The organism is Paraclostridium sp. (assembly GCF_051657365.1).
GTDB lineage: Bacteria > Bacillota > Clostridia > Peptostreptococcales > Peptostreptococcaceae > Paraclostridium.
The window spans coordinates 24178-38064 of sequence record NZ_JBOFKN010000212.1; the positions used below are offsets into that span (position 1 = coordinate 24178).

Annotated in this window: 13 protein-coding genes; 4 read left to right on the top strand and 9 right to left on the bottom strand. The window is 25.9% G+C overall.

All coding sequences use genetic code 11. The features are described from left to right. Positions 1-4: 4 nt before the first annotated feature. Positions 5-958, bottom strand: coding sequence for a sensor histidine kinase (locus ACRCYC_RS16455; RefSeq protein WP_438620190.1), 954 nt, complete (start codon positions 956-958; stop codon positions 5-7). 461 nt (positions 959-1419) lie between these two features. Beyond that, positions 1420-2229 carry a nitroreductase family protein gene (locus tag ACRCYC_RS16460; RefSeq protein WP_438620191.1) on the bottom strand — a complete coding sequence of 270 codons (810 nt, stop codon included), beginning with the start codon at positions 2227-2229 and terminating at the stop codon, positions 1420-1422. 312 nt (positions 2230-2541) lie between these two features. Between ACRCYC_RS16460 and ACRCYC_RS16465 the strand changes: the two genes are divergently transcribed. Continuing rightward, complete coding sequence (locus ACRCYC_RS16465; protein ID WP_438620192.1) at positions 2542-3771, top strand: aminopeptidase; 1230 nt, start codon at positions 2542-2544, stop codon at positions 3769-3771. A gap of 79 nt (positions 3772-3850) precedes the next feature. Here ACRCYC_RS16465 and ACRCYC_RS16470 read toward each other — a convergent pair whose 3' ends face one another. Next, positions 3851-4804 (bottom strand): carbohydrate kinase family protein, encoded by a 954-nt coding sequence (locus tag ACRCYC_RS16470; RefSeq protein WP_438620193.1) that lies wholly within the window; start codon positions 4802-4804, stop codon positions 3851-3853. A 345-nt stretch (positions 4805-5149) separates the two neighbouring features. On the opposite strand from ACRCYC_RS16470, the gene ACRCYC_RS16475 reads away from it, so the two are divergent. Further along, positions 5150-5875 carry a tRNA 2-thiocytidine biosynthesis TtcA family protein gene (locus ACRCYC_RS16475; RefSeq protein ID WP_438620194.1) on the top strand — a complete coding sequence of 242 codons (726 nt, stop codon included), beginning with the start codon at positions 5150-5152 and terminating at the stop codon, positions 5873-5875. 181 nt (positions 5876-6056) lie between these two features. Here ACRCYC_RS16475 and ACRCYC_RS16480 read toward each other — a convergent pair whose 3' ends face one another. Genes ACRCYC_RS16480 through ACRCYC_RS16495 form a run of 4 tightly spaced genes read right to left on the bottom strand, consistent with a single transcriptional unit; the run spans position 6057 to position 9671 of the window. Next, positions 6057-6662, bottom strand: a complete 606-nt coding sequence (locus ACRCYC_RS16480) for a YIP1 family protein (protein ID WP_438620195.1) — start codon at positions 6660-6662, stop codon at positions 6057-6059. Positions 6663-6710: 48 nt separating this feature from the next. Continuing rightward, positions 6711-7943, bottom strand: a complete 1233-nt coding sequence (locus tag ACRCYC_RS16485; protein ID WP_438620196.1) for an ABC transporter permease — start codon at positions 7941-7943, stop codon at positions 6711-6713. Between the two features lie 2 nt (positions 7944-7945). After that, the gene (locus ACRCYC_RS16490) at positions 7946-8626 is read right to left on the bottom strand and encodes an ABC transporter ATP-binding protein (protein ID WP_438620197.1); all 681 of its coding nucleotides are present in this window, start codon (positions 8624-8626) and stop codon (positions 7946-7948) included. Then, positions 8619-9671 carry an efflux RND transporter periplasmic adaptor subunit gene (locus ACRCYC_RS16495; protein WP_438620198.1) on the bottom strand — a complete coding sequence of 351 codons (1053 nt, stop codon included), beginning with the start codon at positions 9669-9671 and terminating at the stop codon, positions 8619-8621. The genes ACRCYC_RS16490 and ACRCYC_RS16495 overlap by 8 nt, the downstream gene beginning before the upstream one ends. Positions 9672-10123: 452 nt before the next feature. On the opposite strand from ACRCYC_RS16495, the gene ACRCYC_RS16500 reads away from it, so the two are divergent. Further along, on the top strand, positions 10124-10528 hold the full coding sequence (locus tag ACRCYC_RS16500) for a hypothetical protein (RefSeq protein ID WP_438620199.1): 405 nt from the start codon (positions 10124-10126) through the stop codon (positions 10526-10528). A gap of 83 nt (positions 10529-10611) precedes the next feature. On the opposite strand, the gene ACRCYC_RS16505 is transcribed toward ACRCYC_RS16500, so the two are convergent. Beyond that, positions 10612-12096 (bottom strand): phytoene desaturase family protein, encoded by a 1485-nt coding sequence (locus ACRCYC_RS16505; protein ID WP_438620200.1) that lies wholly within the window; start codon positions 12094-12096, stop codon positions 10612-10614. A 320-nt stretch (positions 12097-12416) separates the two neighbouring features. Here ACRCYC_RS16505 and ACRCYC_RS16510 point away from each other — a divergent pair, with 320 nt between their 5' ends. Continuing rightward, the gene (locus tag ACRCYC_RS16510) at positions 12417-13112 is read left to right on the top strand and encodes a superoxide dismutase (RefSeq protein ID WP_438620201.1); all 696 of its coding nucleotides are present in this window, start codon (positions 12417-12419) and stop codon (positions 13110-13112) included. Positions 13113-13151: 39 nt separating this feature from the next. Here the strand turns inward: ACRCYC_RS16510 and ACRCYC_RS16515 are convergent, their stop codons facing one another. Continuing rightward, positions 13152-13808, bottom strand: a complete 657-nt coding sequence (locus ACRCYC_RS16515) for a YitT family protein (protein ID WP_438620202.1) — start codon at positions 13806-13808, stop codon at positions 13152-13154. Positions 13809-13887 lie beyond the last annotated feature (79 nt).

Here is a 13887-nt window from a genome sequence, read left to right on the forward strand (position 1 = left end):
CTCCTTACTTATATATATCTAATTTTTGAATAAATTCATCCTCTGCTTTTATATCAAAATATACATTATCATAGTTATTTAATATTTCCCTTAAATTGCTAAGTCCAATTCCTCTTCCTTCTCCCTTTGAAGAGTATCCACTCTTAAATAACTTTGACGTATCATCTATGTTGTTTTTATATGTATTTGAAATTGTTATTGAAATTAATTTTTCTTTTTCAATAATTGAGATAGTTATCTCTGGATTTTCACATTCTAAGCTAGAATCTATGCAATTATCTAAAATAATTCCTAAAATTCTACATAAATCTAAACAATTTAAATTTATAAGTTTTATAAAATCTGGAATATATGCATTTGTAGATATTCCTTGATTTTCTGCTTTTATTAATTTTGATGCAACTAATCCTTTGACTTCCATACAATTTATATTTCCAATAGATGAAAGATTCAAATTGCAGAAATCTAAATATTTACTTGAGCATTCTATATTTGAATAAAATAATTTTTTAAGCCCGTCCATATCATTTTCTTCTATGTATCCACACATAGATAACATTATGTTTTTATAATCATGCCTAAATTTTTTCATCTCATTTGTCATATATTCTAATTTTTCGTTATACTCATTAACTTCTATCAACCTTTTTTGATTATTTATTAACATAACTAAAAAAATAATAGATAAAAAAGTTATAAAATATAAAAATGGTAATATCCCATTCTGTTTTATTTGTATATCATATATGCATACTACCTTCATTTGCCTTATTGTTTCAAAATATATACTTATAGATAATATACTTGTTAATATGATTAATGCCTGTATTTTAAACTTATCAAAAATACCAATTTCATCAATATTTTTTATGAATTTTTCATTTAAAAATTTAGCTATAAAAACAATAAACACATATGTAATTAAATAATATAAAATTAAATATATTCTATTATTCATTTTGTATATATTTATATCTGTAAAAAATAAAATAATGTGATAAAAAGTCATATTTACTGTTATATACAGAACTGTAGACATTAATGGTATTGTAATAGTCAACAACGTTTTCTTCGTTAGTTTATAAACTAAAATAGAATTTATTATATTCAATCCATATAATGGTGATATTTTTAAATATTTATATGATATAGCTAAAGCTGTATATATAAATAGAAAATATATAATAAGCTTAACTTTATTTCTCTTAAAATCATAAATATTTATAAAACTTAGGTAAATTCCAACACTTGTTAAAAGTATATAAAAATGAAGCATCTCCCCATATACCTTTCTAGTTAATTTAACAATATTATAACATAAATTATAATATTGTTAAAATTTCTCATTTTCTGTAATTTTTTTGTAATTTTTACCAAAATTAAAGAGTAACTCTATTTATACATAGAGTTACTCTTTAATTATACGACACTTATATAATATTCTTTTCTTAATTTATCTTTAATATCTAATTTTTCATATTTAAAATCTATATCATTATGTTTACATGCTATTTCGAAATGTTTTAAAGCAATACCCATATTAACTTGATTAATCTCTTCATTTGAATCTTTTTTTAAATATATATTAAGACCTTCATTACCTTGATAAAATCTCCATGGTTGTGAATTTTTATATGATGGCGATAACCTTACACATTCTATAATATCATTCCATTTTTCATCTACTTTTTTAGCTATTTGTTTCAAAGGCTTTCTATCTATATTTTCTTCTTCTTTTCTAAATAATCCATCTTTTGACTCTGGGAATCCAAATGCTATTAACATAGCTGGTATCTCATTGTCCTCTAAATGAACAAAATCTAAAACAGATTCTTTATTAAATGTATTATCTAACCAACTTGTAGCTAAACCCATTTCTGTTAATTTTAAAATTAACTCTTCTCCTGCATATCCTACACTATCAAAATATTTAATAGTAATTTTTTCACCGTTCTTATTTTCCTTAGATTCCTCAATATCTTCAACTGATTCAGGAAGTTTGGCTGTCAATAAAATATAATGTGGTGCAACTATTCTATGTCTTTTTTTTATTATAAACTTTAAACTATCACCTTTTAATATAGGATAAGCCTTGATTTTTATATTTTCATCTAATCCTTCCATGTTTTCACACATATGTTTAACTTCTTCAAACATATTTATACTTAACTTTTTTTTAGAGTATTTTTTAATAGATTTTCTATAAAAAATAGCGTCATATAACTGCAATCTAACTCCTCCTATCTATCAACATAATAAATAATATTATATCAAAATATATAACCTTATACTATCTTTCATTACCCTTAAAATAGTTACATTATTTACTTTATTTTATTAAATTTTTAAATTATGGGTATTTTAAAATCATATTGTAGATATTTCAAAACAAATTTGCTTGAATAATCTATTATTTTAGAATAATACAACTTTTTTCATTTTAAAAAAGTGTTTTGTATTAATGATAAAAATGATGCTATACTTATCTTAAATAAGCATAATTTTACTTAAATGTAAATTTTTTGAGAGGATGTGACCTTAGTGAATTTAGAACAAAATTTAGAAAAATACGCTGAGTTATCAGTTAAAGTAGGAGTAAATATACAACCTGGACAAACGTTATTAGTTAGATCTCCTATTGAATGTGCTCCTTTCGTAAGAAAAGCTGTAAAAAAAGCTTACGATTTAGGTGCTAAAGAAGTATTTGTAGAGTGGTCTGATGAGGAATGTACTCTTATAAAATACTTAAATGCTCCAGAAGAGACTTTTAACGAATTCCCTACTTGGGTATCAGATCAATATGTTGATATAGCTAAAAACGGTGGAGCTTTTTTAACTGTTTATGCTCAAGATCCAGACTTATTAAAAGATGTTGATCCTCAAAGAGTAGCAAACTTCCAAAAAGCTTCTGCTCAAGCTCTTCAAGAATGGAGATCATATACTTTATCAGATAAATCAAAATGGAGTATAGTTTCTGTTCCTACAGCAAACTGGTCTAAAAAAGTATTCCCAGGAGTTTCTGAAGAAGAAGCAATAGATAAATTATGGGAAGCAATATTCCATTGTACAAGAGTTGATCAAGAAGATCCAATAGAAGCATGGAATCAACATAATAAAAACTTAAAAGTTAGAATGAAATTCTTAAACGAAAGTAAATTCAAAACTTTATACTTCAAATCTGGTAAAACAGATATAACTATGGAATTACCTGAAGGTCATATATGGGCAAGTGGTGCTTCAAAAGATCCTAACGGAGTAAACTTTAACCCAAACATACCAACTGAAGAAGTATTTACATTACCTCATAAGTTTGGTGTTAACGGTGTTGTTGCAAGTACTAAACCTCTTGTTTATGGTGGAAATATTATAAACAACTTTACAATAACTTTTAAAGATGGAAAAATAGTAGACTTTACAGCTGAGGAAGGTTACGAAACTTTAGCTAAATTAATAGCTACTGATGAAGGATCTCATTATCTTGGAGAAGTTGCTTTAGTTCCATTTAAATCACCTATATCAGATACAAATATAGTATTCTATAATACTTTATATGATGAAAATGCATCTTGTCACTTTGCTATAGGTACAGCTTACAAAAGTTGTGTAGAAAATGGTGTTAACATACCTCAAGAAGATTTAGATAAGCATGGTATAAACTTCAGTATAACTCACGTTGACTTCATGATAGGTTCTCCTGACATGAATATAGTTGGTGAAACTACTAACGGAGAAAAAGTTCAAATATTCAAGGATGGAAACTGGGCATTCTAGTTAAACCCTTACAAAATAAATAAGCTATAGATTTAGTAAAATAAATCTATAGCTTTTATAATTTCTATTAATATGAATCCTAGTATTCTTTTTCCGACCACTCAAGAGTTTCTATATGTTTTAAAACAACCGTATCACTCATTTCAGGATGTATAGTGTCCTCATGAGCTATAGTTAAAACAGACATAGCTACTGCATATTTCACTGTATCTTTCAAAGATACATTATTCATATATCCATATCCTAACCCAGCTACAAATGAATCTCCAGCTCCTGTAACATTTACAACCGGAACATTATTAGCTTTTATTGTTCCTTCTTCATTTCCATTATTATAATATATTCCATCTTCATCTAAACTTATAAATACATTTTCTATTCCTAGTTCGATAAAGTGCTTTCCTGCTCTTCTTAAGTCATCTTCAGACTTTATTTCAAATCCGCACATTATTTCAGCTTCATATCTATTAGGTTTTATAGTATGGAAATATTTTATTAAATGTTTTACGTTTTTAGCTTTGCAAGCAGATACTGGATCTAATATAAATTTAGTTTCATCTTTAAATGTCTTTAATATATATTCCACTATATCTGGTTTATCCGAATCTAAAAACATATACTCAGAGTTTCTTATCATATCAGCTTTAGAATCTATAAAATCCGTAGTAAACATATCCGTTATTTTCATGTCTACAACTGCTGATTCAAGTTCACCTGTATGATTTAAAACTGCCATATATGTAGGAGTACTTTCACCTTTAATTACTAAAGATTCTCCCATATCATAGTTCATAACTTGAGAATGTTCCATCATTCTTCTTCCTGTTTCATCATCACCTAATATAGATATAAATTTTGTATTTATTCCTACTCTTGCCATATTTTCTGCTATATTTCTGCAAACTCCTCCAAAAGAAGTTTTAACTTTTCCTGGATTCGAATCATTACATCTATAATTATTATTCGTAAATCCGAAGATATCAAATACTGATACTCCAAAAACTAAAGCATATGGTTGTTTATTATTTGCCATTTTGTTTTCGCCCTCCCATAAGAATCACTTTCATATTTTAACATATATATATATGCCTTTTCTAGACAAAAAACCACATATTTTGAGGTTTTGCAATATTTTCTAGAATATTTTTATTATTTAAAATGTATGATATCGTTTACTCACTTTTATTTTATATATTACTTATTTTTTAAAATTTATAATTGTTATCTTTGTTAATCAAAATCTATCATTTTTAGTATTTAATATTTATTTTAAAAAATACTTTAAATTAAATCTATATCATTTCAATTGTTATAGAAAATTCAGTCTGATATAATAGTTTTTTAACGAATACTATATATTCTTAGGAGGAATATACCCATGCAAAAATTGCTTAGTAAAACAAGACAAGCTATTAATGACTTTGATATGGTCCAAGAAGGAGATAAAATAGCTATAGGTTTATCTGGTGGAAAAGATAGTTTAACACTTCTTCATATTTTAAATAATTACAAAAAATTTTCACCTCAAAACTTTGAACTTATAGCTATAACTTTAAATCCTGGTGGAGTTGATAATTCTCCTTTATATGATTTATGTAAAAATCTAAATGTTGAATTTCATGAAATTCAAACAAATATAAAGGAAATAATATTTGATATAAGAAAAGAAAAAAATCCATGTTCATTATGTGCAAATTTAAGACGTGGTGCTTTAAACGATAATGCAAAAAAATTAGGATGTAATAAAGTGGCCCTAGGTCATCATAAGGATGATGCTGTAGAAACTTTTATAATGTCTATGTTTTATGAAGGAAGAGTTAGCTGTTTCTCTCCAAAAACCTACCTTGATAGACAAGGTCTAACTATAATAAGACCTATGGTATATATAGATGAATATATGACAAAGAAAGCAACTAGAGATTATAACTACCCTGTTATTAAAAATCCATGTCCTGCTGATGGTCATACTAATAGACAAAATGTAAAAGAACTTATCCATAAACTTAATATAGATATTCCTAACGTTAAGAGAAATTTATTCAAATCTTTAAATAACTCTGATCAGCTATTTATATGGGATAAAGAAAAAATAAAGACAATTTAAAACTAATATGTAAAAAATCATTACTTAATTAATTTTTGATTTGTGATAAAGTCATATTCTAATTTTCATAAAGTTATTATAATAAATTAATTCACCATATCGTGAATTTTAAACTTTTAATAATAACTAAACCCGTTACTTTTAATTAAAGTTCACGGGTTTAGTTATTATTTATCATAGATTAAACTAATGTTATTATAGTTATTATTATAGTAAGTATATATAATATAGTCGGTAAAATTTTATGTATTTTCTTTGTTCCAATATAATACTTAAGTATCCCATATAATATATATGTAGTCCATAAATCTATAAATAAATCATTTATTGATCCTACAATAGCTAATAAATTTATATCTTTTATAATGAAACTCATCAATGTTATTAAAATTGAAGCAGCTATTACTCCCACAATATATCTAACATATAAAAGGTTTTTAAAATACTTTTTATCTTCTATCTCTTTATTCTCAACTAATTTTAAAAATACCTTACTTACTAAATACAAAGTATTTACACAAATCCAAGCCCATATTAATGAAAAAACTAAATTAAATGTATATCCTACAATCTTAATTATATTTTCGTCAACTTCTTGATTTCCAAGTCCCTCATTAAAACCATAAGTAAATTGGCTAATTTGACTTGAAAATGCAATAAACCCAACTATTATAAATATTATAAATAAGTATCTTAGTCTTATAGGTTGTCTCTTTTCTAAGTCAGAATCCTTTACATTTTCGAAGTAATCTTTAGGTTGAATTAATAATTTCTTTAAATTACTCATATATATCTCCTTTTTAATTTGAATTTTTATGTAAATTTTATTATTTAATTAATTGTATATAGCTTTTATAGGGTCTAATCTAGATGCTTTATATGCTGGTATTATCCCAAAAATAATTCCCACAATAACAGATGTTGAAGAAGCTCCTATAAATGTTCCTATTGTAACTACCGGCTTAAACGGCATAAACATTCCTGCTATTTGCGATAGTATAAATCCGATTAATATACCTAATAATCCTCCCAATAAAGTTACAAATACTGCTTCAAATAAAAACTGTAACATTATCGAATTTGGAGTTGCACCTATTGCACGTCTTATTCCTATTTCTCGCTTTCTTTCTGTAACTGATACATACATTATATTCATAACGCCAATTCCACCAACAAATAGTGATATAGCTGTTATAAGCGTAATAAACATCGTAATACTAGAAATTATTTTAGTAAATGCCTCTGTAATAGATCCAGGATTGAACACTTCATATGTACCAGCTATATCTGAATGTGATTCTTCTAAAGTTGATTTAACTTCTTTTGAAACAGTATCAAAATCATATCCAGGTAGTATAAATACATCTAAAGATGTTATAGTTTCACCATTATCCTTATTTTTCAAATCATTAATTCTGTCTAATGATGATTTTTGAATTAAATCTTCTCCACTAGAAAATATACTATCAGACTTTTCTAGAACACCAATAACTTCAAACATAGTTCCATTTATATCTATTGCTTTCCCTATAGCTTCTTTAGGTTTTTCAAACAAAATCTCCGCATTTTCATATGTTATTACTATAACATCATTATTTACATCACTTTTTTTAAAATATCTACCTTCCGATACTTTATCTGATTTTTTACTTGAGAAAATATCACTACTTTCATCATCATATGCTGATGCCATAATTGATGCTTTCTTACCTAGAAAATCTACATCAGCATAAACCCCATCTCCCATACCTAAACCCTCTTCAGCTTTAGGCTTTTCAACTTTTTCAACTCCATTAATTTCTTTTAAATCATATATATCATTTTCTATAAAAGGTTGCATCGCTACTATGTCTTCACCATAATTATCAGGTGCAAAATTCACACTAACTTTATTAGCCTTTGCTTTGCCTGTAGCCTTTGATACTTGAGCTTTAAGCCCATCACCGATAGATAAAACTACTACAACGGAACTTATTCCTATAATTATTCCTATCATTGTTAAGAAAACTCTAAGCTTATTAGCTTTTAGGCTTAAAAGAGCACTTTTAATTAAATTTTTTATACTCATATCTAAACCTCCTCCGTAAATACACCATCTCTAAGATGTATAACTTTTGTTGCATACTTTACAAGGTCAGGATCATGGGTAACCATAATTATAGTTTTACCCTCTTTGTTTAGATTTTCTAATATACTCATTATTTCATTACTAGTATTAGTATCTAATGCTCCTGTTGGCTCATCTGCAAATATTAGCTGTGGATCATTTATAAGTGCCCTTGCTATTGAAATACGTTGTTGCTGTCCTCCTGATAATTCATTTGGAAATTGATTTATTTTATCCAATAACCCTACCATACCCAGGTTTTTTTTAACTTTTTTTAACCTTTCCTTCTTACCAAATTTATTGTCATAAAGAAGGGGTAATTCAATGTTTTGACATATATTTAAATTATTTATAAGATGAAACTGTTGAAATATAAATCCTATATTTTTATTTCTAAAATGAGATCTTTCAACTTCTGTTAAGTTAGTAACATTTGTTCCGTTAAATATATACTCGCCTTCATCAAATTTATCAAGAAATCCTAATATATTTAACAATGTAGTTTTTCCACTTCCAGACTTACCCATTATCATTACAAAATCGCCATGTTCTATATCCAGGCTTAGTGATTTTAGAACATGTAACTTATCCTTACCTACGCTATAATATTTTTGTATATTATTAAGCTGTATAAGTTTATTCAACTGATTGACCTTCTTTCATATCATCCTTAACAACTTCTACTATTTCATCTTTTTCTTTTAAGCCTGATGTTACTATTGTAAATTCACCTTTTGTTCCTTTAGTTTTAATAAATTGTTTTTCTAATTTATCATCTCTTATTAAATAAACATACTTCTTATTTTTTTCTGATTTTATTGCACTTGTAGGTATTTTTATTTCTTTATCTGTTGATTTAATCTTTGCTTGTACATGATATCCATTAACTATATTTGATTGAGAATCTAAATCTATTATTACTGGATAATTAGCTATACTTGATGCTCCAGCAGTACTTTCTCCCATTGTGCTAACTTGATCTTCAGGTTCATGTGAAACTTCTTCAATTTTTCCCTTTACTGTTTTGTCATTAGCTAAAATTAATACTTCTACCGGTTGATCTTTCTTTACTTTATCCAGTTCCCTTTCTGAAACCTGAGATTTTACATGCAAATCTGAACTTCTAAGTTTTAATAATGATTGATTTTCTGTTCCTGAATCTTGATTTGATATACATACGATTCCTGCAAATGGTGCATATTCATAAGAATATTTTTGTTTTTTTAATTTTGCTAGTTCTTTTTGAGCATTTTTAATTTCTGCTTCAATTGGGTTAGCCATTTCTTGTTGAATTTCTACGATCTGAGTTTCATTTACTTGAGCTTGTCCATTACTAGCCTTATTTTTTTCTTTTTTAAGTTCACTTATTTGCTCTTCTAAACCTGAAATTTGATTTGATACTTCTTCATTTTTATAAGTTATAAGCAAGCTACCTTTACTTACCATCTCTCCATCATTTTTATTTATTGTATAGTTCTCACCTTTAGTTGCATCTTTAAAAAACACTTTTGATTTATCAGGTTGTACAGTTCCGTTTAAAAAGGTCTTTTTCTCTTCTGGTATAACATACCTTTTTATACTTTCACTTGATTTAACTTCTTTTTCTTTGCTTTTTATTATAAAAAAACCTATTATACATGCCCAAACTATTACTATTATTACAGCTATTGCTATATGCTTTTTTTTCATTTTCTGCCTCCTAATTTTTATTTGAATTTTATATTTTTTATTTATTAATATTTTATTTATTTGAAATCCATATTATCATATAGTTATTTTTAAGAGTAAAAAGTGGACTAAGATAGGTTTTTTATGGAGTGAAATACATACTTTCGTCATTTCACTCCATAAAAAGCTAATTTCAGTCCACTTTTTACTTTTATTATCATTTTTATGTTAGCATTTTTATAAAGTAATTCTAATTTATAAAAAAGATATAATATGTAAATCAAAGTATAGACGCTATTATGCAATTGCACATAATAACCATGTTAACGTTTTTATAGCAATGCCAATTTATAACCCACATAATATAGTCTATTTAAATTATCTTCTAAATTAAAATTACTTTTATATTAAATATTGTTTTAGCAAATGTATTTATTATGATTTAATAATTTGATCTATAGGAGGAATCTCTATTGAATGTTATTAATAAAGAAGATATTCTAATAAAACTTAATTGTTATCCTAACAATAAAGATTTTGCAAAGGGTATATTATCTAGATGTATTTTTGAAATTATATCTGGTATGCCTTCATCAGTAAAATATCCACCATTACTAAATATCATTTTAACTTCTGACAGTTTATATATTAAAAGTTCAGATTATAACTTTTTAGATTCAGATTATAATAACGATTATATTTTTACAAAAATACCATTATCTCAAATTGAAACCTTTGAGGTTATAAATTCTGATAATGATAAAAAAATCATCATAAAAAGCATAGAAGATACATTAGAATTGATTCCTGAAAGTTCTAATTCAATTGACTTAGCTATAAAAATTAATAACTATATAAATTCTACTTTTAAAGTTTAAATATAATGTTGTAGAATGTTTATTTTTGACAATTTAGCAATTCAAAATTGCTAAACAAAAAAACAGTTAGCTATATTACATAGTTAACTGTTTTTTAGTATCTCTTCTACAACTACTTTACTACCATTTATAATAACGGATACTCCATTTCCTGGATGAGTTGAAGATCCAATAAAATACAAACCTTTTACACTTTTTGATCTTATATGTGGTCTAAAATACCCAACTTGATTTAAATTATGTCCAATCCCAAAGGCACAACCATTATATGCATTAAATTTTTCTTCTAAATCTTTGGGTGTTAAATAATTTTCATAAATTATATTTTTTTCAATGTCTTCCATACCTTTAATTTGTTTTATAGAGTTTATTACCTTAGCTCTAATGTCTTTTATTAATACCCTATCCCATTTTATATTTTCATAAGCCAAGTTTGGAACTCTAATCATAATATTTATAATTTCCTTTCCCTTCTCGCACATGCTGTTGTCTACCTTACTAGGACAATACATATATAAAGATGGATTTTTAGGTATTTCACCTTTAAATGGAGCCTCTATATTTTCCTTGAATTTTTTACCTCTATAAATATTATGTACTTTTAAATTTTTATATTTCTTTTTAAGTACTATATACATGATAAACGTGGAACAAGAGTAATTCATTTTATCAATTTTATTTTGATTATATGAATCCTTATAAATATCTTGTTTTACTAAATTTTTTAAAGCATATGGAAAGTCAGCATTACAAACTACTATATCTGAACTATATTTTTTTCTATCTGTATTTACCCCTAAAACCTTATGTTCTTTTATAAGAATTTCATTTACTTCTGTATTTAAATAAATATTCCCCCCCATTTCTTTAAACACTTTTTCCAATGCAGTTACATAAGAGTACATACCTCCTTTTATATACCACAGACCATATAATTGAGATATTGTAGGTATCAACGTGTATAAATTCGATGTTTTATATGGATTTATGCCAATATACATAGTTTGAAAAATAATAGAATCTCTTAATTTATCATCTTTTATATATTTAGATATGTACTTGTCTGCACTTGATATAGGATTTGCTTTTATAGCATATTTCAAATTTTTAAAATTCACCATTTCTCTAAACTCAACCATCGACTTTTCTAGAAATTCCTCATTTGAAATTAAATATTTTTTGTAAGTATTAGAAATAAAATCTAAGTAACTTCTAGCTATATCATTATCTATATTTTCTAAAAATCTTATAGTTTTACTAATATCACCATAAATTTCATAAGTGGTATTATCATCATAAAATATTTTGTACATAGTATCTAGCTTAATTAAATCTATATATTTTGTATAATCTTTATTTATATAAGTAAATAATTCAGTATATATTTGTGGAGTCATAAGTATAGTTGCCGTTAAATCAAACTTGCTATCACCCTCATTTATTTGATTCACCTTGCCTCCAACTTTATTTTCTTTTTCTATTATTTCAACTTTGTATCCTTCTTTTAGTAATCGTATCCCAGTACAAAGTCCACCTATTCCAGCTCCAACTATTATAACTTTTTTCATATTTCCAATCTCCCTTCTTATTTAGATATTATTTCCATTGTCTTTCATATTTATAATTACAAATAAAAAACTTCCTTAATTTAATTAAGAAAGTTTTTTATTTATTTCATAATACTTAACAATATATAAAACAATAATTAACGCTATGTAACCATTGTTAACAGCCGATTTAAAAATATAATAGAATATATATTATTCAAAATTATAGACCTTTATATCAATCTAATTCATTCTACATTAAACCTTTATCCAAATATTTCCCAGGAAAACTTTAAATTCATTTATCTTTTTTGAACATACTATGTTATGAGGTGATTTATATGAAAAAATACAAATTTATATTTAGCTTTATAACTTTAAGCCTATTACTATTTTCAAGTATATCTTATTCTAATCCAAAAGAAGATTCTAAGTTTACTTTGATGCCTTTACCTTATTCATATGATGCACTTGAGCCTTACATAGATAAGGAAACCATGATTATTCATCATGATAAACATCATCAAGCATATGTAGATAACTTGAATAAAACATTATCTTCATATCCTAATCTATCCAATAAAACCTTAGAAGAATTATTAACCAATACCAGCTCACTGCCCAATGATATAAGACAAAATATAATAAATAATGGCGGTGGTGTTTATAATCATGATTTCTTTTGGACTATTATGGGTCCTAATAAAGGTGGAAAACCTTTAGGAGAGTTATCAAAAGCTATAGAAACAAGTTTTGGATCTTTCGATAATTTCAAACAAGAGTTTAATAAATCTGCATTATCTAGATTTGGTTCTGGATGGGCTTGGCTTGTTTCAGATTCTAAAGGAAATCTATCAATAATGTCTACTTCAAATCAAGACACACCAATTTCTTTAGGTTTAAAACCAATAATAGCAATAGATGTTTGGGAACATGCTTATTATCTTAAGTACAAAAACAAAAGAAGTGACTATATAGAAAACTGGTGGAATGTAGTTAATTGGGAACAAGCAAATAAAAACTATATAAGTAAATAAATTCAGTGTATATAAAAAGAAGTAGCATGGGCATAAACCCTAAGCTACTTCCTTTAATTTTTCTTCTTCCAATACTATATTTTGTACTCTTTTCTTCTCTATTTTTGCTATTACTCTATCTATTAATAATCCATTCAAAACTATAACTAACATGGAGTATACTCCTTTTTCTAATCCAAAAGTAAATCCACCTATTATAGCTACAAAAAGATCTACTATTAAAAGTGATATTCCTATATTTAATGTTGAGTATCTATTTAAAATTTTAGCTAATATATCTGTTCCTCCTGTAGATGCATTAATAGCAAATACCATAGCTAATCCAACTGCCGTTACTAATGTTCCTAATAAAACTGCTAATAATAAATTTGTTGTTAATGCTGTGGAATGTAATATCTTATCCATAAACTCTATTACTATTGATAACATAAAACTTGCATATATAGTTTTTAATCCGAAATCTCCACCTATTAAAACAAATGCAATTGCAAATAATACTAAATTACCTAAAAATATTATAGTTCCTATCGATAAGTTAGGTAAGTAATAATTTATTATAAGCGCTAATCCACTTAATCCACCCGCAGCTATATTATTAGGTGCAAAAAAGTATTGTATACCTATAGCTACTAAAATAACTCCTATAGTAACAATGATGTACTCCTTTAATCCTTTTAAAAAATCAAAATTGCTCATACTGTCATTCCTTCTTTCGTTGTCAAAGTTGTTTTTGAAAAGCACTTATTAGAATATCAAATTTCATATCATTTTAATA

Coding starts and splice junctions, on each gene's coding strand:
- ACRCYC_RS16455 (WP_438620190.1), bottom strand. CDS start 958: ATGAATAATAGAATATATTTAATTTTATATTATTTAATTACATATGTG.
- ACRCYC_RS16470 (WP_438620193.1), bottom strand. CDS start 4,804: ATGGCAAATAATAAACAACCATATGCTTTAGTTTTTGGAGTATCAGTA.
- ACRCYC_RS16475 (WP_438620194.1), top strand. CDS start 5,150: ATGCAAAAATTGCTTAGTAAAACAAGACAAGCTATTAATGACTTTGAT.
- ACRCYC_RS16480 (WP_438620195.1), bottom strand. CDS start 6,662: ATGAGTAATTTAAAGAAATTATTAATTCAACCTAAAGATTACTTCGAA.
- ACRCYC_RS16485 (WP_438620196.1), bottom strand. CDS start 7,943: ATGAGTATAAAAAATTTAATTAAAAGTGCTCTTTTAAGCCTAAAAGCT.
- ACRCYC_RS16495 (WP_438620198.1), bottom strand. CDS start 9,671: ATGAAAAAAAAGCATATAGCAATAGCTGTAATAATAGTAATAGTTTGG.
- ACRCYC_RS16505 (WP_438620200.1), bottom strand. CDS start 12,096: ATGAAAAAAGTTATAATAGTTGGAGCTGGAATAGGTGGACTTTGTACT.
- ACRCYC_RS16510 (WP_438620201.1), top strand. CDS start 12,417: ATGAAAAAATACAAATTTATATTTAGCTTTATAACTTTAAGCCTATTA.
- ACRCYC_RS16515 (WP_438620202.1), bottom strand. CDS start 13,808: ATGAGCAATTTTGATTTTTTAAAAGGATTAAAGGAGTACATCATTGTT.